The organism is Desulfomicrobium apsheronum (assembly GCF_900114115.1).
Taxonomy (GTDB): Bacteria; Desulfobacterota; Desulfovibrionia; order Desulfovibrionales; family Desulfomicrobiaceae; genus Desulfomicrobium; species Desulfomicrobium apsheronum.
The window spans coordinates 171,159-194,931 of the sequence record NZ_FORX01000001.1 but is presented as its reverse complement, the minus strand read 5'-3'; the positions used below and the strand labels follow the sequence as shown (position 1 = coordinate 194,931).

Annotated in this window: 17 protein-coding genes; 7 read left to right on the top strand and 10 right to left on the bottom strand. The window is 59.5% G+C overall.

The genetic code is table 11. The annotated features are described in order from the left end of the window. Positions 1-30: 30 nt before the first annotated feature. The 6 genes from BMZ40_RS00825 to carB form a co-directional block, all read right to left on the bottom strand. Entirely contained in the window at positions 31-1,044 is a 1,014-nt protein-coding gene (locus BMZ40_RS00825; protein WP_092372253.1) for a nucleoside recognition domain-containing protein, read from the bottom strand. 141 nt (positions 1,045-1,185) lie between these two features. Continuing rightward, positions 1,186-3,522: a penicillin-binding protein 1A gene (locus BMZ40_RS00820; protein WP_092372252.1), complete on the bottom strand. Its 2,337-nt coding sequence runs from the start codon at positions 3,520-3,522 to the stop codon at positions 1,186-1,188. Then, a complete protein-coding gene (locus BMZ40_RS00815) occupies positions 3,519-4,064 on the bottom strand; it encodes a zinc/iron-chelating domain-containing protein (RefSeq protein ID WP_143075496.1) in 546 nt (181 codons plus the stop codon). The genes BMZ40_RS00820 and BMZ40_RS00815 overlap by 4 nt, the downstream gene beginning before the upstream one ends. 43 nt (positions 4,065-4,107) lie before the next feature. After that, positions 4,108-5,103: a KpsF/GutQ family sugar-phosphate isomerase gene (locus tag BMZ40_RS00810; protein WP_092372250.1), complete on the bottom strand. Its 996-nt coding sequence runs from the start codon at positions 5,101-5,103 to the stop codon at positions 4,108-4,110. Beyond that, positions 5,104-6,495 (bottom strand): amidophosphoribosyltransferase, encoded by a 1,392-nt coding sequence (purF, locus tag BMZ40_RS00805; protein ID WP_092372249.1) that lies wholly within the window; start codon positions 6,493-6,495, stop codon positions 5,104-5,106. 103 nt (positions 6,496-6,598) lie between these two features. Then, positions 6,599-9,847, bottom strand: a complete 3,249-nt coding sequence (carB, locus tag BMZ40_RS00800) for a carbamoyl-phosphate synthase large subunit (protein ID WP_092372248.1) — start codon at positions 9,845-9,847, stop codon at positions 6,599-6,601. A gap of 468 nt (positions 9,848-10,315) precedes the next feature. Here carB and BMZ40_RS00795 point away from each other — a divergent pair, with 468 nt between their 5' ends. The 7 genes from BMZ40_RS00795 to BMZ40_RS00765 all read left to right on the top strand — a co-directional run bounded on the left by BMZ40_RS00795 (position 10,316) and on the right by BMZ40_RS00765 (position 18,859). Next, positions 10,316-10,801 (top strand): Lrp/AsnC family transcriptional regulator, encoded by a 486-nt coding sequence (locus BMZ40_RS00795; protein WP_092372247.1) that lies wholly within the window; start codon positions 10,316-10,318, stop codon positions 10,799-10,801. A 27-nt stretch (positions 10,802-10,828) separates the two neighbouring features. After that, entirely contained in the window at positions 10,829-13,834 is a 3,006-nt protein-coding gene (gene pruA, locus BMZ40_RS00790) for an L-glutamate gamma-semialdehyde dehydrogenase (RefSeq protein ID WP_092372246.1), read from the top strand. 481 nt (positions 13,835-14,315) lie between these two features. Next, complete coding sequence (locus tag BMZ40_RS00785) at positions 14,316-15,446, top strand: branched-chain amino acid ABC transporter substrate-binding protein (protein ID WP_092372245.1); 1,131 nt, start codon at positions 14,316-14,318, stop codon at positions 15,444-15,446. A gap of 63 nt (positions 15,447-15,509) precedes the next feature. Further along, positions 15,510-16,415 carry a branched-chain amino acid ABC transporter permease gene (locus BMZ40_RS00780; protein WP_092372244.1) on the top strand — a complete coding sequence of 302 codons (906 nt, stop codon included), beginning with the start codon at positions 15,510-15,512 and terminating at the stop codon, positions 16,413-16,415. Further along, positions 16,412-17,371: a branched-chain amino acid ABC transporter permease gene (locus BMZ40_RS00775; protein WP_092372243.1), complete on the top strand. Its 960-nt coding sequence runs from the start codon at positions 16,412-16,414 to the stop codon at positions 17,369-17,371. Before BMZ40_RS00780 ends, BMZ40_RS00775 begins: the two co-directional genes overlap by 4 nt. Continuing rightward, a complete protein-coding gene (locus BMZ40_RS00770; RefSeq protein WP_092372242.1) occupies positions 17,368-18,135 on the top strand; it encodes an ABC transporter ATP-binding protein in 768 nt (255 codons plus the stop codon). Before BMZ40_RS00775 ends, BMZ40_RS00770 begins: the two co-directional genes overlap by 4 nt. A gap of 10 nt (positions 18,136-18,145) precedes the next feature. Further along, positions 18,146-18,859, top strand: coding sequence for an ABC transporter ATP-binding protein (locus tag BMZ40_RS00765; RefSeq protein WP_092190000.1), 714 nt, complete (start codon positions 18,146-18,148; stop codon positions 18,857-18,859). 92 nt (positions 18,860-18,951) lie between these two features. On the opposite strand, the gene BMZ40_RS00760 is transcribed toward BMZ40_RS00765, so the two are convergent. The 4 genes from BMZ40_RS00760 to BMZ40_RS00745 all read right to left on the bottom strand — a co-directional run bounded on the left by BMZ40_RS00760 (position 18,952) and on the right by BMZ40_RS00745 (position 23,773). After that, positions 18,952-19,413 carry an EVE domain-containing protein gene (locus BMZ40_RS00760; RefSeq protein WP_092372241.1) on the bottom strand — a complete coding sequence of 154 codons (462 nt, stop codon included), beginning with the start codon at positions 19,411-19,413 and terminating at the stop codon, positions 18,952-18,954. A 140-nt stretch (positions 19,414-19,553) separates the two neighbouring features. Beyond that, a complete protein-coding gene (locus tag BMZ40_RS00755) occupies positions 19,554-20,228 on the bottom strand; it encodes a hypothetical protein (RefSeq protein ID WP_092372240.1) in 675 nt (224 codons plus the stop codon). A gap of 15 nt (positions 20,229-20,243) precedes the next feature. Beyond that, positions 20,244-21,470, bottom strand: a complete 1,227-nt coding sequence (gene qmoC / locus BMZ40_RS00750) for a quinone-interacting membrane-bound oxidoreductase complex subunit QmoC (RefSeq protein ID WP_092372239.1) — start codon at positions 21,468-21,470, stop codon at positions 20,244-20,246. Between the two features lie 11 nt (positions 21,471-21,481). Continuing rightward, positions 21,482-23,773: an FAD-dependent oxidoreductase gene (locus BMZ40_RS00745; protein WP_092372238.1), complete on the bottom strand. Its 2,292-nt coding sequence runs from the start codon at positions 23,771-23,773 to the stop codon at positions 21,482-21,484.

Below are 23,773 nucleotides of genomic sequence, written 5' to 3'. Positions count from 1 at the left end.
TGATTTGCTGTGAAGAAGAGATCCGCAAGTTCATTTCCTGTCCGGCACGATGGCGCCTGGACAGCAGGGCTCGGGCTTGGAATAGACCTCGACGGGCTTGAACAGATGCCGATGGAAAAAGTCATCCCCAAGCCATGCGACCACGCGCACCAGAAGCGCGATGACCACAAGGGTGAAGATGATCCGCGCCCAGAGCAGCCCGGAGACATGCCCTCCGATGACGACCATGAGCAGGGTGTCCTCGAACACCGAATGAGACAGGCCCATGAGGCTCAAGGACGAAAAGATGTCCTTGGAGCCAACCTTGCCCGAATGCGCCTCGTGCATGATCATGCCCCCGCCGTAGGCCAGCCCCATGATCATGCCCACGATGGTCAGGGTTCCGGCCTCGGAACCGATGCCGAGTACGCGCAGGAGCGGAGCCAGCAGCCGCACGCACAGACTCGTAAGTCCGATGGCCGTGAACACGCGCATGATCGCGCTGAGGGCCACGATGATGACAAAAACCATGGCCAGATTCTGCAGCTGTCCAAGTCCCCAGACCAGAAGGTCCGTGCTTTCCGGCTGAGGTTGCCAGAGCAGGACGTTGGTCTCCTGCAGCCATCCTCCCCAGGCGTAGATCCGGGACAGAAGCCAGCCCAGCATCAGGGCGCCGCCGATGCGCAGCAATGCCTGAAAGCCCATGCGCGGACCCGACTTGCGCACGATCTGCAGCTCCACCGGGAGACCGTGGGCGATCAGGATCATGACCCCAAGCACGGTGACCTGCGCCACGCTCAGAGGATGCTCTCCGGCCAGGGACACGAAAACGATCATGCTTCCGTAAATGTTGCTGACCAGTGCCGTGGCCCAGACGAGCCCCATCTCCCCGGGTAGCCCAACCATCTGCATGACCGGAGCCAGCGGCCGGGCGAGCCAGACCACAAGCCCCAGCTCCTGCAGGATTTTGACCACGATGATGATGGGGACCATGATCTTGTAGAGTTCAAGGCTGATGCGCCCCGAACGCCACAGGACGCTCTTTATTTCTTGAAGGATGGTCATGGATTTCCGTTCTGTGCAAAAAAGACGGGTTGACGGCCACGCATTTCCTCCGCGCCATGCCATGAACAAACAGGCAAGAGGCATCTTTCCGGCCCCGTGCGACAGGGCCGGGCGAAATCACGCGGCATGAAACAAAAACCTCTAGAAGATCTGCTTGAGCAGACTTTCCCCGCCAGCATTGGACGAGCCCGGATCGGCGTCAAGCTCATCGAGGCCCGCGCTCGGCAAAGGCTCCGTGCCGTTCGCGAAGGGCAGCATGTAGGCCTCGCTCGCACCGGGACCTGCCAAGCGGCCGGTACGTGCGTCCACCCGGGCCATGACGATGCCGGGGGGAGCCTGGAAGTCCTGAACCGGGTAGCCGGGTTCGACCTTGCTGCGATAGTCGATCCAGATAGGCAGGGCGGCCCGGGCACCGGTCTCGTACTTGCCCATGGGCTTGACCTGATCGTAGCCTACCCAGACCCCGGTCAGCAGATAGGGGGAGAAACCCATGAACCAGGCATCCTGCTCGTCGTTGGTGGTGCCGGTCTTGCCCGCGACCGGGCGTCCCAGAACCTTGGCACGCGCGCCCGTTCCGTACTGCACGACCTGCTGCAGCAGATGGGAAATGATATAGGCTGTTTCCGGGGAGATGGCCTCGGCCACTTCTTCCTTGGCCAAAAAGAGCTGTTCGCCCCAGGGCGAGACCACGCTTTCGATCAGCCTGGGCTTGATGCTGGTCCCGCCACGGGGAAACGCCGTATACGCCTGGCACAGATTGAGCGGAGAGAACTGCCCCGACCCCAGGGCCAGGGAAAGATTGGGCTCCATGATTCCGTTCAGCCCCAGGGCCTTGCCGCGCTCGACGATTTTCTGGATGCCGACCTGCTGGGCCACGCGGATGGTGACCAGGTTGCGGGATTTGACCAGGGCCGTGCGCAGGAGTGTCGGTCCGTAGAATATGCCCTCAAAGTTTTCGGGCTTCCACATCTCCCCGCTTCCGTCCTGATAGACGATGGGAGCGTCCAGGACGATGCTGGCCGCAGTGAACCCGTTGTCCAGCGCCGCCGAATAGACGATGGGTTTGAAGGCCGAGCCGGGCTGGCGCAGCGCCTGGGTCGCCCGGTTGAACTGGCTGCGGAAGAAATCGTACCCGCCGCAGAGCGCAAGCACCTCACCGCTGCGGGGATCGATGGACACAAGCGCGCCTTCAACCTTGGGCTCCTGTTCGAGCTTGAGCTTCCAGGGCTTGTCCTGTGAAACCTCCTCCACCGAGACCCAGATCACGTCTCCGGGTTTGAGCACCTTGCGGGCGTCGCCGACCTTGCCCGCCTCTTCCGGAGCCAGCTTGGGATTGGGCACTCGGGCCCAGCTCATGGACGCCACGGAAACGATGCCCGACTTGGTGCCGAAGCGCACCTTCGCCCCGGCCTTTTCCACGCCGGTGACCAGGACCTGCATCCAGTCTCCGGGCTCGGACTCGACGTCCTTGCGGGCGCCAAGAAATTCCTCGTACTCGCCCTCGTCGATATGCCTGACCGGCCCCTGCCAGCCGTGACGCTTGGCGGTTTCGACCAAACCAGCCCGAAGGGCCTGATCGGCAACGACCTGGTGGTCCATGTCCATGGCCGTGCGCACCTGCAGGCCTCCGCCGTAAACCATGTCCTCGCCATAGCTATCGACCAGCTGTCGTCGCACTTCCTCAAGATAGTAGGGGCCCACTTTCCAGGACGGATCTTCCTGCGCCCCGTAAATGAGGGGTTCGTTCACGGCGGCTTCGTATTCGCCGCGGTCGATCCAGCCCAGATCCCTCAGCCGGGCGAGGACATAGAGCTGACGCTCCCTGGCCCGCTCGGGATTGCCGTAGGGCGAATAGCGCGACGGAGCCTTGGGCAGGCCGGCCAGCAATGCGCCCTGGGCAAGGCTCAGCTGGGAGGCGTTCACGCCGAAATATTCCCGCGCGGCCGCCTCCACTCCGTAGGCCTTGGCGCCAAGGTAGATCTGATTGAGATAAATTGTCAGGATCTCGTCCTTGCTCAGATATTTCTCCAGGCGATAGGCCAGGATGACTTCCTTGAGCTTGCGTTCGTAGCTGCGCTCGGGTGTGAGCAGCATGGACTTGATGACCTGCTGGGTGATGGTGCTGCCGCCCTGGACGATGCCCCCGGCAATGAAGTTCTTCACGGCCGCCCGGAAAATTCCCGGCAGATCCACGCCCTCGTGCTGATAGAATCCGGAATCCTCGGCCGCCAGAAAGGCTTTGACCGTGATCGGGCTCATCATCGACAGGGGAATGAGAAACCTCTTTTCGCGGTAGAAATAACCGAGAATCCGGCCATCCCGGGCCCGGACCGTCGTAGCCAGGGCCGGAGAATAGTCACTGAGCTTCGTGAATCCGGGCAAATCCTCCTGGGCCCAGTAATAGAGACCAATTCCCGCGCCGGCGGCAAGAAACACGCCCAGCACAACAAGCACCAGGAATATCTTCAGAACTTTCATGACTTCACCTTCGCGTCCGGCTCAAGCCCCAGCTTCGAGCACATTTCGCCAAACAGGGCCCTGACTTCGGCGCTGCTTGTATTCATGGCCTCGATCATGGTCGCAAGAGAGGCGCATTCCTCGTTGGCCAGACATTCGGCGGCGGTGAACCAGGTCAGCTGGCCGTGAAATTGCCACAGCGGAAAAAGTCGGCAGTAGATCGGCCGCACGCTCCGATCCAGAACGCATCCGTCGTGCCCCAGAAAGGTGCATTCGCCTTGCGGAGTCGTGGCCAGCCGCCAATGCGAGCCCTGCCGGGGGAATGCGGCCGCGATGTCGCGCTCCGGCATGAGAAAACCGAGCTGCTCGACAAAGCCGGGTGTGTTGGGGACGAGCACAAAGGAATCTTCCCCGCCCTGTCCGGCACCGCGAATGGCGTTCATTTCTGGAATGGAGATGGGAAAACAGAATTCCTCGTCCCCGCTGGTGACCGTGCAGCACGTCCTGCCCCTGGCAGCGCAGCGGCCGCAGACATCTGGATGTATAATGGATGTATCGTTCATATTTGTTTGGAAAAAATGTGTGTGAAAAGAAGCGTCCCTCTTTTCAGGAACGCGAAAACTTGACCCGGCCCTGCCCCAGCACGTCATGCATGTGCACCATGCCTGCCAGGGTCTGGTCGGGGGCGACCACGGGCAGCACGGTAATGGCCCGGGACTCCATGATATCGAGGACTTCGGCGGCTTTCTGTCCGCAGGTGGCGTGCAGGGGCGACGCGGTCATGACCGAATCGATCACGTCGTCCAGAATCAACCGGTTCGCGCAGACGAGGCGGCGCACATCGCCGTCGGTCAAAAGGCCCAGCAGATGCCCCCCTGCGTCCAGCACGCACACGCAGCCCAGACGACCCGCGTTGAGCACCTCAAGGGCCTGTCCCAGGGACGCCCCGCTTGGCACCACGGGCAACTGGGAGGAACGCATCAGCTCTTCGACCTTTCGGGTCAGGCGCTGGCCCAGGGCTCCCCCGGGATGAAAACGACGAAAGTCGTCCAAAGCAAAGGACTTCCACTCGATGAGGCAGACCGCCAGGGCGTCTCCCACGGCCAGGGTGGCCGTGGTGCTGGCCGTGGGGGCAAGCCCGTGCGGGCAGGCCTCGCAAGGCACCGAGGTGTCGATGACCACGTCGGACAGCCGGGCCATGGTCGAATGCGCACCCCCGGTCAGGGAGATGACATGCCCGGCCAGGCTTTTGAGGCTGGGCAGGATGTTGTTCAGCTCATCGGTCTCGCCGGAATTGGAGATGGCCACGATGACGTCTTCGTGACGAATCATGCCCAGATCTCCGTGCGCGCCCTCCACCGGATGCAGAAAAAAGGACGGCGTGCCGGTGCTGCTCAGGGTCGCGGCGATCTTGCGCCCGACCAGACCGGACTTGCCGAGCCCCGTGATGACCACGCGGCCCGAACAACCGGCCATGATCCCGAGGGCACGCACAAAGGAGTCGTCCAAACGGTCACGAACAGCGACCAGCCCGCGAGTCTCGATGTCGAGCACCTCCCGGGCCTTGGCCAGCCAGTCTGTCTGCGTACTTGCCCCCGGCATCTAGCAACACTCCAGGGAGAGTTTGCCGATGCCTCCATCGGGCAGGACCGGATAGGCTCCGTTGAAGCAGGCCAGACAAAAGTTTTCGGGCCCGCGCACTGCCTTGAGCAGTCCGCCGATGGTGATGTAGTGCAGGCTGTCCAGCCCCAGATAACGCCCGATGTCGGCCACGGAATGATTGGCCGCGATGAGCTCGCCCTTGGATGAAAAATCGATGCCGTAGTAGCAAGGATAGCGAATCGGCGGGCAGCTGACGCGCATGTGGATTTCCTTGGCGCCCAGTTCGCGGAGCTGCTTGACGCGGGTGCGGATGGTCGTACCGCGCACGATGGAATCCTCGACGATGACCACGCGCTTGCCCTTGATCATGGACTTCACCGGATTGAGCTTCACGCGAACCGAAAAGTCACGCATGCCCTGGGTCGGCTGAATGAAAGTCCGGCCGACATAATGATTTCTGATCATGCAGGCCTCGAACGGCAGGCCCGACTCCTGGGCGTAGCCCACGGCCGCATACACCCCCGAATCCGGAAAGGGCATGACGAAATCGCCTTCAACCGGGCATTCTTGGGCCAGGATCTTGCCCATGCTCTTGCGGGCGTTGTAGACTTCCTGGTCGAAAACCAGGGAGTCCGGCCGCGCGAAGTAGATGAGTTCGAAAATGCAGGAACTCTGCTTGTCGGCGGGTTCCATGTAGCGGTGCGACATCATCCGGCCGTCCTCGATGACCAGCATCTCGCCCGGGTCCAGACAGCGCAGGTACTCGGCCTCAAGCAGGTCAAAGGCGCAGGTCTCGGAGGCCAGTACGTAGGCATCTCCGACGCGGCCCAGGGACAGGGGCCGAAAACCCCACGGATCGCGCACGGCGATGAGCTTCTGATCGACCATGAAGAGCAGGCTGTAGGAGCCCTGGATACGGCTGCAAGCCTTGGCGATGGCCTCCTCGGGAGTGCCGCCGTTCATGTACTTGGCCACCAGATGCATGATCACTTCACTGTCCATGGTGGTCTGGAAGATGGTGCCCTGATTCTCCAGCTCTTCGCGCAGCGAGATGGTGTTGACCAGATTGCCGTTGTGGGCCAGGGCCAGATTGATGCCCTTGTAGGTGACCTTGAAGGGCTGCGCGTTGCGGATGAGCGAGGCCCCGGTGGTGGAATAGCGGATGTGGCCCATGGCCACGCTCCCTTTTAGCTGATGCCCGAGATGACGCTCCTCGAACACGTCGGCGACCAGCCCCATGCCGCGCTGCTCGCGGATGGTCTGCCCGTCCCAGGTGATAATGCCGGCACTTTCCTGACCGCGATGCTGCAAGGCATAAAGCCCGAAATAGGTCATGCGCGCCGCTTCCGGATGTCCGTAAATTCCAAATAATCCGCAGGCTTCCTTTTTCATATTGATTCACGTTCCGTGTAGGTGTTCTTGAATGCGCAAAAGCCCAGGGCCACGATTGGCCCTGAGCTTTGCACCAAAATCCCTGATCTCCGGTGTCCGGAGGTTAGAAATCCCGGCCAGATTCCTTGTAATATTCCTGCAGGCATTTCACGTCGAGCCCGGAGGTGCTGCGCTCCTTGATGGCCATGGCCAGCGCCTTGGCGGCGGCCAGATTGGTCGTGTAGGGCAGGCCGTACATGACCGTGGTCCGGCGGAGCTCCGAGGAGTCCTCCTTGGTGCGCTTGCCGGAAGACGTGTTGATGACCAGCTGAATGTCTCCGTTCTTGATGTGATCGATGACGTTGGGGCGCCCCTCGTAGACCTTGTTCACCACCTGGCACTCGACCCCGTGCCCGGCCAGAAAGGCCGCCGTGCCGCGAGTGGACATGATGGTGAAGCCGAGCTTCTGGAAGGTCTTGGCAGGCACGATGATCCCGCTCTTGTCATGATCGTTGACAGAAATGAACACGCACCCGGAGGCAGGCAGAAACTGTCCGGCCGCGAGCTGGGCCTTCATGAAGGCCAGTCCGAGGGACGGGTCGATGCCCATGACCTCGCCGGTGGAGCGCATTTCCGGCCCGAGCAGGGCGTCCACGCCGGGGAAGCGGTTGAACGGCAGGACCGCCTCCTTGACCGCGTAATAGCCTCCCTTGCGCATGTCCCAGGGCTTCAGGTCGGCAAGCTTCTCGCCCATCATGACCCGCGTGGCCAGCTTGGCCAGGGGCACGCCGGTGGCCTTGGAAACAAAGGGGGAGGTGCGCGAGGCGCGGGGATTCACTTCGAGAATGTAAACCTGCTCATCCTTGAGGGCGAACTGGATGTTCATGAGTCCGACCACGCCCAGTTCCTTGGCCAAGGCCTTGGTCTGGCGCTCGATCTCCTGAATCCACATCTTGCCCACGGTGTGCGGGGGCAGCACGCAGGCCGAATCGCCGGAATGAATGCCCGCTTCCTCGATGTGCTCCATGATTCCGGCAACATAGGTGTCCTCACCGTCACTGACGGCGTCGACGTCGATCTCGATGGCGTTCTCCAGGAACTTGTCGATGAGGATGGGATGATCCGGCACGACGGTGACGTGCTTGTCGAAATAGGTGCGCAGGTCCTTTTCATCATAGACGATGTCCATGGCCCGGCCGCCCAGCACATAGGAGGGGCGGACCACCACCGGGTAGCCGATGCGGGCGGCCACGATCACGGCCTCCTCGATGCTCATGGCGGTGCCGTTGTTGGGCTGCAGGAGGTCGAGCTTCTTGAGCAGGGCCTGAAAACGCTCGCGGTCCTCGGCGCGGTCGATGGAATCCGGCGAGGTGCCCAGGATCGGCACGCCCTCGCGCAGAAGCGGCACGGCCAGATTGAGCGGAGTCTGCCCGCCGAACTGCACGATGACACCCTCGGGCTTTTCCTGCTCGATGATGGCCAGCACGTCCTCGCGGGTCAGGGGCTCGAAATAGAGACGGTCCGAGGTATCGTAGTCGGTCGAGACAGTCTCGGGGTTGGAGTTGACCATGATGGATTCGATGCCCATTTCGCGCAGGGCGTAGGAGGCATGCACGCAGCAGTAGTCGAACTCGATGCCCTGACCGATACGGTTGGGGCCGCCACCGAGGATGACCACCTTGCGTTTGTCCGAGACGCGGGCCTCGTTTTCGGTTTCGTAGGTCGAATAATAGTAGGGGGTGTAGGCCTCGAATTCGGCGGCGCAGGTATCGACCAGCTTGTAGGAGGGGATGATGCCCGCGTCCTTGCGCATGGACCGGATGTCGCGCTCGCTGCGTTTCCAGATCGTGGCCAGTTGCCGGTCCGAAAAACCCATGGCCTTGGCATCGCGCAGCACCGTCACGAAATCGGGATTGTCCACGGACAGATTCCCCTGCAGGCCGGCGTTCTTGAGCACGCCTTCGAAATCGACGATGTCCTTGAACTGGCGAATGAACCAGGGATCGATGGCCGAGGCCGCGAAGATGTCCTCCTCGGAGATGCCGGACAGCAACGCGTCGCGCAACTGATAAAGGCGGCGGGAGTTGGGCTTACGCAGTCCGGCCAGGGTGTCCTCGATGTCGGGCAGCTGTCCGTCGAAGGTCTTGCCCAGTCCGGGATAGCCGGTCTCAAGGGAACGCAGACCCTTTTGCAGCGCTTCCTTGAAGGTTCGCCCGATGGCCATGGTCTCGCCCACGCTCTTCATGGCCGTGGTCAGATAATCTTCGGCGCCGGGAAATTTCTCGAAGGTGAAACGGGGAATCTTGATGACCACGTAGTCGATGGTCGGCTCGAAGGCGGCCATGGTCTCGCGGGTGATGTCGTTCTGCAGTTCGTCCAGGGTGTAGCCGATGGCCAGCTTGGCCGCGATCTTGGCGATGGGGAAGCCCGTTGCCTTCGACGCCAGGGCCGAGGAACGCGACACGCGCGGGTTCATCTCGATGATCATCATGTCGCCGTTGGCCGGATTCAGCGCGAACTGGACGTTGGAACCGCCGGTCTCGACGCCGATCTCGCGCATGATGGCCAGGGAGGCGTCGCGCATTTTCTGATATTCGTCATCGGTCAGGGTCTGGGCCGGGGCCACGGTCACGGAATCGCCGGTGTGCACGCCCATGGGATCAAGGTTTTCGATGGAGCAGATGATGACGCAGTTGTCCTTCTTGTCGCGCACGACTTCGAGCTCATACTCCTTCCAGCCCAGAAGCGACTCCTCCAGCATGACCTCTGAGGTCAGACTGGCCGCCAGGCCCTGCTGGGCGATGCACTCCAGATCTTCCTTGTTGTAGGCTACGCCGCCGCCGGTGCCGCCGAGGGTGTACGCCGGGCGGACAATGATGGGAAACTTGAGCTTGTCGCCCCACTCGCGGACGTCGTCCAGGGTGCGGGCGATGCCGCTCTTTGGAACCTTGAGGCCGATATTCTCCATGGCCTTGCGGAAAAGCTGACGGCTCTCGGCTTTCTTGATGCTCGGCAGGGATGCGCCGATCAGCTCCACGCCGTACTTCTCCAGGACCCCGTTCTCGGCCACGGCCACCGCCGTGTTCAGGCCGGTCTGGCCGCCAAGGGTCGGAAGAAGGGCGCAGGGGCGTTCCTTTTCAATGATGCGGGCTACGGTCTCGGGCTCGATGGGCTCGATGTAGGTCCGGTCGGCCAGGTTCGGATCGGTCATGATCGTCGCCGGGTTGGAGTTGACCAGGATGACCTCGTAGCCCTCTTCTTTGAGGGCCTTCAAGGCCTGGGTCCCGGAATAGTCGAACTCGCAGGCCTGTCCGATGACGATGGGGCCCGAGCCGATGAGCATTATCTTCTTGAGATCTGTTCTCTTGGGCATGGATGATTGGGTGGGTTATATGTTGGAAATCACTTCAGGAGCGCAGGCGGCCTGACAGCCGTCTTGCCCACACTCATGAGGCCCGGGTACATTAAACACAGTACACTGGAAGGTCAAACACTGGTTACGCACGCTCCGCAGACCCATCCATCACCGCCAAATCACGGAAAAATTCACTCCCGGACCAACCACGCCCCCGGCTCCCGAACGCGCATGTCAAATACGTAACACTTATTTCTCCGCTAAAAATTTACGATCCGGACCTTGAATTTATCTTTTTTCAATTTTTATTCTTTTCTTCGATGTTCTTTGCGAATATTATTCGACACTGATTGCTGACTCACACCCGGTCCGGCGGAGTCCATGCAGACCCCCGCCAAGAGACACACGCAATTCTCCAATTATGGCAATCTTCATTGACGAAGATCTTATCAAGAATTATATTCCCAAACTAAGAGGCGAACAACAATGTTAGACAGCACAGATATCGAGATCCTGAATATCCTTCAAGAAAACGGAAAGATCACCAATGCCGAACTGGCCCGCCAGATCGGCATGGCTCCGTCCGGCGTGCTGGAGCGGGTCAAGAAACTCGAACAGAAGGGCGTCATCGATAAATACGAAGTCCGCCTGAACCCCAAGGCCCTGGGGATCTCCCTTTCCACCTTCATTCAGATCAAGACCTCCGATTCGGTCGGCAGCTCGGAGATCGGCAGAAAGCTGGCCGAAATCGACGAGGTGCAGGAAGTGCACTGGACCGCCGGGGAGTACAACTATCTGGTCAAAGCCCGGGTCAGCAGCACGGAAACGCTGGCCCAGCTCATGAAACAGTTCGGCGAAATACCCGGAGTCCGTGACAGCCGGACCACTCTGGTGCTCGACACCCTAAAAGAGACCCAGGCCCTTTCCCTACAGTTCATCGCGTGCAAAAACCCCAGGAAATCCGCAAAATAAACCAGTTCTAAAATCCAGGAGTCAAAAATGGACAGTATGGTGTTGGACAAAAAGATCAGCGACCGTGGCAAGGAATTTTTTGCCAGCATCTCCGGCGAAGCCCCTTCCATTTTCAACAAGGGCTGGTGGACCGGCAAGGTCATGGACTGGTCCATGAAGAACGAAAACTTCAAGGTGCAGCTGTTCCGCTTTGTGGACGTCCTGCCCTACCTGAACACTTCGGATTCCCTGACCCGGCACATCGACGAATATTTCGCCGGTGACGACCAGGACGTCCCCAAAGTCCTGAAATGGGGCGCGGGCGCCATGGGCTCAGGCCTTGGCGGCAAGCTGGCCGCCGGGCTGATGGCCAAGACCATCCGCTCCAACATCGAGGGCATGGCCAAGCAGTTCATCATCGGCGAGAACACCTCCGACGCCATGAAGAACCTCAAGAAAATCCGCAAGGACGGCTTCGCCTTCACGGTGGACATCCTTGGCGAGGCATCGGTCAGCGAGATCGAATCCGAAGCCTATCTGAACGAATACATCGAACTCCTGGACGCACTGAAAAAGGAGCACACCTCCTGGGCGGCCCTCGGCGGCGGAGAGCTGGACTGGGGACATGCGCCCAAGGTCAACATTTCCGTCAAACCCACGGCGCTCTTCTCCCAGGCATCGCCCAAGGACTTCGAGGGCTCGGTCCGGGGCATCGAGAAGCGTCTGGCCGCGATCCTGCGCAAGGTCAAGGAAATGAACGGCTTCATGCGCATCGACATGGAGCAGTACAAATTCAAGGACATCACCCTTGAGGTGTACCGCCGCCTGCGCTCCTGCGAGGAATTCCGCGACTACCCGCATCTGGGCATCGTGTTGCAGGCCTACCTGAAGGACACGGACAAGGATCTGGCCGATCTGCTGGCCTGGTCCAGGGCTCAGGGCCTGCCCATCTCCGTCCGCCTGGTCAAGGGAGCCTACTGGGATTCCGAGACCGTCATCGCCAAGCAGAACGGCTGGGACATCCCGGTCTGGACCATCAAGGCCGAAAGCGACGCCGCCTATGAACGCCAGGCAAAGGTCATCCTGGAAAACCACGACATCTGCCATTTCGGTTGCGCCTCGCACAACATCCGCACCATCGCCGCGGTCATGGAGACTGCCAAGGCCCTGAACGTGCCCGATGAGCGCTACGAGTTCCAGGTCCTCTACGGCATGGCCGAACCCGTGCGCAAAGGTCTGATGAAGGTGGCTAAACGCGTGCGTCTCTACGCCCCTTATGGCGATCTGCTGCCCGGCATGGCCTATCTGGTGCGCCGCCTGCTCGAAAACACGGCCAACGAATCGTTCCTGCGTCAATCCTTTGCCGAGGAAGCCGAGGTGGAACGTCTGATGGAAAATCCGGTGGTGACCGTCGAACGGGAAAAGGCCCAGCGCCATCCCGAGGCCAAACCAGAGGTCAAGGGCCTCACCCGCTTCGAGAACGAGCCCTTCGCCGATTTCACCCAGGAGGCAGTACGCCAAGCCTTTGTGGATGCCGTCGCCGTGGTGCGTACGCAGCTTGGCAAGGAATATCCGCTGGTCATCGGCGGCCAGGAGGTGCGCACGGCCGACACGCTGCAGTCGGTCAACCCGGCCAATCCGAGCGAAGTCATCGGCACCATCTGCCAGGCTTCCACCAAGGAAATCGACCTGGCCATCGAAGCCGCCAAAAAGGCCGCTCCGGCCTGGAAAGCGCTGTCTCCCGAGGAACGGGCCGGATATCTGCTCAAGGCCGCCGAAATCGCGCGCACGGAGATCTTCACCCTGTGCGCCTGGCAGACCCTCGAAGTGGGCAAGCAGTACGATCAGGCCCAGGCCGATGTGGCTGAAGCCATTGATTTCATGGAATACTACGCCCGCGAGATGATCCGCTTCGGAAAACCCCAGCGCATGGGCCGCGCCCCGGGCGAGATGAGCCAGCTCATGTACCAGCCCAAGGGCATCGCGGCCGTCATCGCCCCCTGGAACTTCCCGCTGGCCATCAGCTGCGGCATGAGCTCGGCCGCCATCGTCGCCGGGAACCCCGTGCTGTACAAGCCGGCCGGGCCGTCCTCCGTGGTCGGCTTCACCCTGTCCGAAATCTTCCGCAAGGCCGGCCTGCCGGACGGCGTGTTCAACTATGTGCCGGGCAGGGGCTCGGTCATGGGCGACTACCTGGTCGAACATCCCGACGTCGCGCTGATCGCCTTCACCGGATCCATGGAAGTCGGCCACCGCATCATCAACAAGGCGTCCGTGGTTCATCCCGGCCAGAAACAGATCAAGAAAGTCATCGCCGAACTTGGCGGCAAGAACGCCATCATCATCGATGACGACGCCGATCTGGACGAGGCCATCAAGGAAGTCCTGCACTCGGCCTTCGCCTTCCAGGGTCAGAAATGCTCGGCCTGTTCCCGTGTCATCGTCGTCGAACCCATCTATGCCAAGTTCATCGAACGTCTGGTGGAAGGAGCCAAGTCTCTGGCCATCGGACCCGCCGAGGACCCGACCTACTTCATGGGGCCGGTGGTGGACGACAAGGCCCAGCAGAACGTGCTCAAATACTTAGACATCGCCACCAGCGAAGGCAAACTCCTGTACTCGAGCCCTGTCCCGGACAGCGGGTATTACGCGCCCCTGACCATCGTCGAGGGCATCACCCCCGAACACCGCATCGCCCAGGAAGAGGTCTTCGGTCCCATCCTTGCGGTCATGAAGGTCAAAAACTTCGATCAGGCCATCGAGTGGGCCAATTCCACGCGCTACTCCCTGACCGGAGCCGTGTTCTCGCGCAGCCCCAAACATCTCGAAAAGGCCCGCGAACAGTTCAACGTCGGCAACCTCTACCTCAATCGCGGCTCCACCGGCGCGCTGGTGGAACGCCACCCCTTTGGCGGTTTCAACATGTCCGGCATAGGCTCCAAGGCAGGCGGCCCGGACTACCTGTTGCAGTTCATGGACCCGAGACTGGTCTGCGAAAACACCATGCGCCGCGGCTTCGCGCCCATCGAAGAGGACGACGACTGGATCATCTGATCGCCTCTGCCCCGCCCTGCCTTTGCGGCCCGCCGAGACTCGTTCATGGCGGGCCTTTTTGTTATCCAATGGAACAGCGCGCCAAATTCATATGATCGATACTCTTTTAAATTTGGATCACCTTGCGCATGCCGCATTCGGCGGAGCCGAAGCCGTTTAGCCAAACATGCGCAAAAAACCTTGCTCCGCGCTGCCATTTTGAATAAAATTTAAAATGGCGGCGTTTAAATCGAACAATCGTCATGCAGGTACTTTTACATGCGAGCACTTGTCTCTTTTTGGAAAAAAATTGATTTTTAAACGCTTCTCATGTAGTCAAATTTTACATTTTTTACAAATTAATTCCTGCTTTAGCGTTTCCATCCCTTGTTTTTCATGCGTCCCTCAAAGGGGTTATCCGGACTCTCCGGTCTCATATCTTACCTAAAACCGGTTCGCACCCTGCGAACCCAAGGGCTCTGCAACCTTCAAGGAGGACTTCATGAAGAAAAAACTTTGTACACTTGGTTTCCTGACCCTGGCCCTCGTGGCGTTGACCCTGGGCTCCGCCTGGGCCGAAACCATCCGCATCGGCCTCATGTGCCCCCTGACGGGCTCCTGGGCCAGCGAAGGTCAGGACATGAAACAGATCGTTGAACTGCTGGCCGCCGAGACCAACAAAGCTGGCGGAATCAACGGCAATCAGGTCGAGATCGTGGTCGAAGACGACGGCGGTGATCCGCGTCAGGCAGCCCTGGCCGCAACCCGTCTGACCACCAAGGAAATTTCCGCCGTTATCGGCACCTACGGATCGTCCGTCACCGAAGCTTCCCAGAACATCTATGCCGAGTCCGGCATCCTCCAAGTCGCCACCGGTTCCACGGCCATCCGCCTGTCCGAAAAGAGCCTGCCTCTTTTCTTCCGCACCTGCCCCCGCGATGACGAGCAGGGCACGGTTGCCGCCAAGACCCTGGGCGAGCTTGGTTTCAGCAAGATAGCCATCCTGCACGACAACACCTCATACGCCAAGGGTCTGGCCGATGAAGCCAAGTCCCTGCTTGAAGCCTCCGGCAAGACCATCGCCTTCTACGACGCGCTGACTCCCGGCGAGCGCGACTACAACGCAATCCTGACCAAGATCAAATCCGCCGCCCCCGAAGTCATCTTCTTCACCGGCTACTATCCCGAGGCCGGCATGCTCCTGCGCCAGAAGACGGAAATGGGCTGGAACGTGCCCATGATCGGCGGCGACGCGACCAACAACCCCGATCTGGTCAAGATCGCGGGCAACCAGGCCGCCGAGGGTTTCATGTTCCTGAGCCCCCCTGTCCCGGCTGATCTGGACACCCCCGAAGCCAAGGATTTCATGACCGCCTACAAGGCCGCCTACGGCAACGCCCCGGGTTCCGTATGGGCAGTGTTGGCCGGCGACGCCTACCGCGTCATCGCCGAAGCCGTTGCCCAGACCAAGGACACCTCCAGCGAAAAACTGGCCGCCTACATGAAGAATGAAATGAAGGATTTCTCCGGCCTGACCGGCAAGATCTCCTTCAACGAAAAGGGTGACCGCGTTGGAGACCTGTACCGCGTGTACAAGGTTGACGCCGCCGGAGCCTTTGTTCTGCAGCCGTAAAAAGCAAGGGCTCCTCTTCAGGGAGGAGCCCTTTTTTTTCAACATCTTGCCCCGACACACATCATGGAAGAATTTTTTCAACAACTGACCAATGGCCTGGCCGTCGGGGGCATCTATGCCCTGATCGCCCTCGGGTACACCATGGTCTACGGGGTCCTGAAGCTGATCAATTTCGCTCACGGCGATCTTTTCACCATCGGCGCCTATCTTGGTCTGACCCTGCTCGTCTCCATGGGCCTTTTCGACAAAATCGGACCGCTGCCCGCTGTGATCCTGCTGGCCATCATGGTCATGATCCTGGTCGCCATCATCGGCGCGATACTGGAGCGCGTGGCCTATCGGCCGCTTCGCCAGTCGCCCCGGCTTTCAGCCGTGGTGTCAGCCCTCGGTGCGTCCATCTTCTTTCAAAATGCGATCATGGCCATCTACAGCCCCAAGTTCCTGGTCTACCCGCACAACATCCTGCCCAGGACGGTCGTGAACATCATGGGCCTGGACATCCCGGTCATGCGCATCATCATGTTCGCGACGTCCCTTGTGCTCATGGCGGCGCTGTATTTCTTCATACAGAAGACCAAGATCGGCACGGCCATCCGGGCCGCCGCCATCGACCAGGGCGCGGCCAAGCTGATGGGCATCAACGTCGACCGGGTCATCATGCTGGTCTTTTGCATCGGCCCGGCGCTTGGCGGCGCGGCCGGACTCATGGTCGGCCTGTATTACGGGCAGATCAATTTCAGCATGGGCTGGATGTTCGGCCTCAAAGCCTTCACTGCAGCCATTCTGGGCGGCATCGGCAACATTCCGGGAGCCATGGTCGGCGGTTTGCTGCTGGGTGTCATCGAGGCCCTTGGCGCGGCGTACATTTCCATAGCCTGGAAAGACGCCATCGCCTTTTGCGTCTTGATCCTGATCCTCATCGTCAGGCCCACGGGCCTTCTAGGAGAAAGGGTGGCTGAAAAAGTATGAAATCACGCAACATCCTCTACTACTTCATTTTTGCCCTGCTCATGGCCTCATGTCCGCTGTTTCTGAACGCCTACTGGACCGACGTCTTCAACAACGTCGGGCTTTACGCAATTCTGGCCCTGAGCCTCAACGTCATCCTCGGCCATGCCGGCCTTTTCCACATGGGGCACGCCGCATTCTACGCCATCGGCGCCTATACCACGGCCATCCTGAACACCACCTTCGGCATTCCCGTGCTATGGAGCATGCCGCTGGCTGGGATAATGGCCGGTATCTTCGCCATGATCGTGGCCAGACCCATCATCCACCTACGCGGGGATTATCTGCTGATCGTCACCATCGGCATCGTCGAGATCGTGCGCATCGCGCTCATCAACAACGTCTTCGACATCACCGGCGGGGCCAACGGCATCTTCGGCATCAGCCGCCCAACGGTCTTTGGGTACAAGATATCCAAACCGGACCAGTTCTTCTACCTGATCTGGGGTTTCGCGGCCGTGACCATCTTTCTCCTCCTGCGACTTGAGCACTCCCGTTTCGGACGGGCGCTCATGTACATCAAAGAGGATGAGGTGGCCGCCGGAGGAAGCGGAATAAACGTCTCCCACCACAAACTGGTGGCCTTCATCATCGGCGCGGTCTGGGCCGGCATGTGCGGAACCATTTACGCATCCAAGATGACCATCATCGCCCCGGAGTCGTTTTCCTTCGCCGAATCCGTGGTCCTTTTCACCATCGTCATCCTGGGCGGGGCGGGAAGCATTCCCGGCGTAATCCTGGGGGCGTTTCTCCTGGTCGGGCTGCCCGAACTGTTTCGAGGTCTGGCCGAATACCGCATGCTGGTCTTCGGCGCGGCCATGGTGCTCATGATGATCTTCCGGAACCAGGGCCTGCTTCCGCCCGGTCCCAAGAATTATGACATCGCCAGCCTTCTGCCCGCCGGAGGTCGCAAATGACGCTGCTCTCCATAGAAAACCTGAGCAAGAACTTTGGCGGTCTCATGGCTGTCAACGAGGTTTCCTTTGATGTCGAGGCAGGCAGCATCGTCGGTCTCATCGGTCCCAACGGCGCAGGCAAGACTACCGTTTTCAACCTCATCACCGGCAACTACCAGCCCAACACCGGCACGGTCCTCTTTGACGCCCAGAACCTTGTCGGCCTGCCCACCCACACCATCGTGGAACGGGGCATAGCCCGCACCTTTCAAACCATCCGTCTGTTTCAGAACATGAGCGTCCTTGAAAACGTGCTCGCGGGCGGCCATTGCCGCATGCACTCGGGCTCACTGGCGGCCATGTTCCGAACACCGACCCAACGGCGAGAGGAACATGAGTCCATGCGCCAGGCAATGGCCGAACTGGAATTCGTGGGCCTGTCCCATGAATGGCAGAACAAGGCCAAAAACCTGTCCTACGGCAATCAAAGACTCCTTGAAATCGCACGCGCCCTTGCCACCAAGCCCAAGCTCATCGTGCTCGACGAACCGGCCGGTGGCATGAACGACCAGGAAACCCATGACCTCATCCGCCTGATCCGCGCCATTCAGGATCGAGGCATCACGGTCCTCTTGATCGAACACGACATGGGTCTGGTCATGCGTGTCTGCTCATCCCTGGTCGTGCTGGAGCACGGCGCGAAAATCGCGTCCGGCACGCCTGCCGAGATTCAGGCAAACCCGCGTGTCATCGAAGCCTACCTCGGTGTCGATTCCGACGAATAAAGGACCACACATGCTGCTTAAAATTGAGAATCTGCGCGTGAACTATGGCAATGTCGAAGCCCTGCACGGAATCAACCTCGAAGTTGAAGAAGGCGAAATCGTAACCATCCTCGGAGCCAACGGCGCCGGGAAATCGACAACGCTCAACGCCATCAGCGGACTGGTAAGCATCACCGGAGGGACGATCTTCTTCCGCGACACGGCCCTGCACAAACTTCCCGCGCATGAAATCGTCAAGCACAAGATCACCCAGAGTCCCGAAGGTCGCCGTGTCTTCACGACTCTGACCGTGCAGGAGAACCTTATTCTGGGAGCGTTCACGTCTACCAACACCGAGCGCATTCAGAAGAGCCTGAAGTGGATTTACGAGCTTTTTCCACGTCTGCAGGAACGGCGCAAGCAGATGGCGGGAACCCTGAGCGGAGGCGAGCAACAGATGCTGGCCATCGGCCGGGCGCTGATGGCCAATCCCAAGATCCTGCTCCTTGACGAGCCAAGCCTTGGCCTGGCTCCGATTCTGGTCAAATCAATCTTCGACACGGTCAAGGAAATCAACAAAACCGGCGTGACCGTCATCCTGGTCGAGCAGAATGCCAAGGCCGCCCTCAAGCTGGCCCATCGTGGCTATGTCATGGAGGTCGGCAACATCGTGCTGGCCGATACGGCGGCCAATCTGCTCAAAAACGAACAGGTGCAGCAGGCATATCTGGGCGGAGGGCACTAGCCCCACGCACCCCCATTCTTTGAAAGCGCAAAGCCACGTCGTAAACACCGGCGTGGCTTTTTTGTCTGCGATCTTGAGTCCATTCCAAAAAGTCACTGCCTCCCAAGACGAACGACGATCTCGAATTCCTCTTCCGTCACGGGCATGACCGAAAGCCGCGACCCCTTTTTCAGAAGTTCCATCCTTTCAAGCCCCTTCACACCGCGCAATGACCCAAGCGGGACCGGATGCGCAAATTTCTCTACGAACTGCACATCGACCATGAACCACAAAGGATTTTCCGGCGTGGAGCGCGGATCAAAGTGCTGATCCCCAGGATCCTGGGCCGTGTGGTCCGGGTAGCTTTCTCGCGCCACCCGGGCGATACCCACCACGCCCGGATTCTTCACGCTGTGATAAAAAAGGATCAGATCGCCAACGCTCATCTGGTCGCGCATGAAATTGCGGGCCTGAAAGTTGCGCACACCGTCCCAACTCGAAGTCTGGTTTGGCGCAGCTGCCAGATCATCGATGGAAAAACACCCTGGCTCAGTCTTCATCAACCAGTATTTCATCATCGCCTCCTGCTCTTGTGATTTATCCGGCAACTTCCCAGAATCACGCCCTTATTGCAACGTTTTCAGCCTGCGCGGCAGGCTAAAAAAAAGGCTCCCCCCGGAGGAGGAGCCTTTGAGGCAGTGATGCAAGTGCGTTTCTACCAGTTGGAATCGGCGAAGGGGTCCTGCGATCCGCCGGCGAAACCGAAATCGGTACCGGCAGCAGTTTCGGCAGGAGCACCAGCGGCTTCGGCAGCGGCGGGAGCAGCTGCGCCGGCGGCAGCGGCAACGCCGGCTACGCCTGCGACAACCACGCCGGTCTTCTTCACTTCCTCGACTTCCTTCAGCAGGGCTTCGAGCTTGCCGGTGAATTCGACGATACGAGCTTCAGTGGTCACGAACAGAGCTTCGGCTTCGCCCTTCTTCTGTCCTTCGAATTCCTTGACCTTGGCGCTCAGGGCGGCGATCTCGGCGTCCTTGGCGGCCAGGGCCTTGGTCAGTTCGTCGACCTTGGCGCTCTTGGCGTTGATCTGGCCCTTGTAGTCGGCCAGCTTGGCAAAGACTTCGTCCACTTCGGCCTTGGCCTTGACAGGCATGGGCGCGACGGAGACGGACTGTCCCAGCTCGACCATCTGTCCCTTGGACATCTTGGTCAATTCGGGATGCTGCTCATAAATCCAGGCCTTGGCCAGAGCCGCGGCAAAAGGAGTGGAATCGCCATCCAGGTCTTTCTGGGTCAGGTAGCCCAGCATCTCGGCAACGGAAGCGTTGCCATCACCCTTCAGGTAGGCCACAAAAGTATCCATGGGAAAAATCTTGCGAGCTTCAGACATGGTGTCCTCCTTTAATTAAATAACAAAGATTTTGTCATCTTCGATGAGTTTTTCGTCAATGGGCAAACGACCAATATACCGTGCATAAATGAGCGCTGTGGTGCGGTACACCAAATGCCCAAGTTTGGACCAAGGCAGATACGCAATCAGCATGAAGATGCTGACCAGATGCAGATAATACGTGAAGAAGGCCAGGGGTGCGACGCCCGCCAGACGGAAGATCTGGGCGCCGATGCCGGTCAGGGTCACAACCCAGATCACACCGAGCAGGTACCAGTCATAGTAGTTGGAAACGGACTTCTTCGTGTCCGAATTCAAACGCCGACGGGTCAGCAGAGTGAGACCGGTCACCAGCAGCACTGCGCCCACATTGGCCAGAATCTTGACCGGATGCCAAAGAGGCATGGGCGTATGGCCGACAGGTGCCAGCAGGGGAATGACCTTGCCGCCCCAGTGAGCCACGGCCACGATAGACGTGACGATGGCGCAGGCCACGAAACCGTAGAACAGAATCTGATGGCCCTTGACCCGTTCTTCATCCGCGGGGCTGTCCACGCAGTTCTTGAAGCGGGAATGCTGGAGGACATCGTACTTGATCGTCGCGATGATCGCGTCTTTCAAGGTCGGCTTCTTGTATCCGATGACAAACGTCTCGGTCACGTTGGCCTTGAACCCGTCGATCATGTTCTTGACTCCAAGCCCGAAGCAGATGGCCACGAAGATGGCGACCAGTCCGAACAGGGGGTCAATGGTGAAATCACCGGGGAAGAGGTTACCGTAAACGATCTTGCCGTCTTCCGTGAGCGGAAAGAAGGAGCCCACGAGAGCGGCACGAATCATCCAGATGAAGGCGAAAATAGCCATAGGAATACCCGCCAGGATGGGCAGGTGCTTGGGCGAACTCATCCACTCGCCGATAATGGCAGGCTTCACCAGCTTGCGGTAGGTCATGTTGCGCAGGGCGGCCAGCAGGTCTCCCGGTTTTGCTCCGCGAGGACACAGTTCGGAACAGGTTCCGCAATTGTGACACAACCAGATGTCGATGTCGTTGACCAGCTTGTCTTTGAGACCCCACTGGGCCCAGACCATTTCCTTGCGCGGATAGGGATTGTCCGCAGGAGACATGGGGCATGCGACAGAGCAGGTAGCGCACTGGTAGCACTTCTTGAGATCCGCACCACCCACCTCCTGCAGTTCCTTGACGAACTGCAGATTAGGCTCAATCTTTATTGTTTTGGACATACATGCTCCTCCTAGTATCCCTTGAACGGGTTGGGACCAAGCTTGGTGATCGCATCAACAAACTCGTCAATCATGCCGGGAACCTTGTCGTATTCGTCAATGGCGACCTGCATCTGCTGTACCCGTTCGGTTTCGATGCCAAGCTTGCCCAGGGTCTCACCGATGTTGGCCATGCGCCGGCTGCACAGGTCCGAGCCCTTGACGAAATGGCACTGGTAATCTTCACCGTACTTGCAACCCAGCAGCAGGCAACCGTCCGTGCCCTTGGACATGGCGTCGGCAATCCAGATGGTATTGACCGAACCAAGGCAACGCACCGGAACGATACGTACGTAGGGGCTCCATTTCTTGCCGCGCAGGGCGGCCATGTCGAGGGCGGGGTAGGCATCGTTCTCGCAGGCGAGAATGAGCATGCGCGGACCGCCCACTTCCATATCGTCGGGAACCTCGACCTGCTTGATCATGGATCCGATCTGGTCGACGTTGTAGTTGTCGAAGAAGATGACACGTTCAGGGCAGGCGCCCATGCACGTTCCACAACGGCGGCAACGGGAGGTATTGGGCATCGGATTGCCCTTTTCGTCCTCGTCCAGGGCGCCGAAAGGACATTCTTCCGTACAGCGCTTGCACTGGGTGCAACGCACCAGGTTGAACTTCGGAAAGGACAGATCGCCCGAACGCGGGTGAACCGCCATGCCTCTGTTCGAGGATTCAAGACACTGAACCGCTTTCAGGGCGGCGCCGGCGGCATCGACCTCGGCCGTGGCCATGGTCATGGGCTGGCGCACCGTGCCGGCGGCATAAATGCCTGTGCGGCGCGTTTCGTACGGGAAGCATATGTAGTTGGAATCGGCGTAACCGCTGAACAGCTCAAGGTCCGGCATGGCCGGGCCCTGCCGATATTGGAGTTTGAGGATCGGATCAAGCGCGGTAGTGGGCACCATTGCGGTGGGTAGCACGAGCATGTCCACTTCGATCTCGACCTTTGCGCCAAGAAGGGTGTCCTCAAGTACCACAACGATGTCGCCATCGCCGCCGTCGCGGACTTCGCTGATCACGCCCTTGGTCATCATGACGCTCGGGTCGTTCTGCGCGGCCTTGTAATACAGCTCATTCATGCCGGGGACCATCATGTGCTCATAGACCACCATGGCCACGCCGCCGGGAATGAATTCGCGCACGTAGTTCGCCTGCTTCAGGGCTGTCAGTGAAGTCAGTTCGGAGCTGTAGGACAAATGCTTGTAGGTGTCCTGCTTGACGAAGTTGGTCTTGGGCGTGTCGTCGGCCTCCTTGACCTCTGCCGCGGCCAGTGCTGCGGCGCGAGCTTCCTCTTCCTTGACCTCGAAGGGGGCGAGCTTGTCGCCGAATCCGAGCAGGAACATGACCTTCGAAGGCTTGGCGCCATCACTCTTGCGCACTACGGAACCGGCCTTGGCCATCATCTCGAACTCACGGGAAGTAACCACGTTCTTGAGCGTTCCGTAGCCAAACGGCTTCAGGAATGCCGTATCCTGCGGCACCCAGCCGGTGGCGATAACCACGGACCCGACCGCCACGACGCGCTCTTCCTTGCCAACCTTCACTGTAACTTCGTAGTTGCCGGGAGCTCCGGCAATACTGACGATTTCGGATTCAAGGAGAACGTCGATCTTTTCGGCGGCCTGCACCTGGGCAATCTTCTTTTCAACGCCCGTGGCATGAGCCGCGTCATAGGGGAATGCAAAGGGAATGGTCTTGTACATTCCGGCGGCAGCGCCACCCAGCATGTCTTTCTTTTCAACCAGCGTAACGTCGTATCCGACAGCCGCGACATCAAGAGCCGCGCTCATGCCAGCCCAACCGCCACCGATGACCAGCACCCGGTTGACAACATCGATCCCGCCATCTTCCGGAACCGCCGCTTTCTGCAATTTGACCACGCCCATGTTCACATAGTCGTTGGCCATCTTGAAAAGCAATTCGGGAGTGGTGCCCGGAAGGACCTTTTCCTTGCTCGGATCTTCGTAACAAAGCACGCAAAGTTCGCGCAGGTTGACCCGGTCAACCAGGATTTCCCGTCCGAACTTGTAAAAATCCCAATCCACGCGAGGCGAAGAACCGCAAACGCAGACAGCATTGATCAGCCCGGCATCGATGTCCGCCTGGATCATTGCCCGTCCTTCGTCGGTAGCCAGCCTCGGATGTACCTTGACTACGGGACAGCAATCACTCCATTTTTTCTGCACTCCGTCGCACAGTCTCTGGATGTCGAGAACCCCGCCAAGGCTTGATTCATCAAAATATACACCAATCTTGTCGGCCAT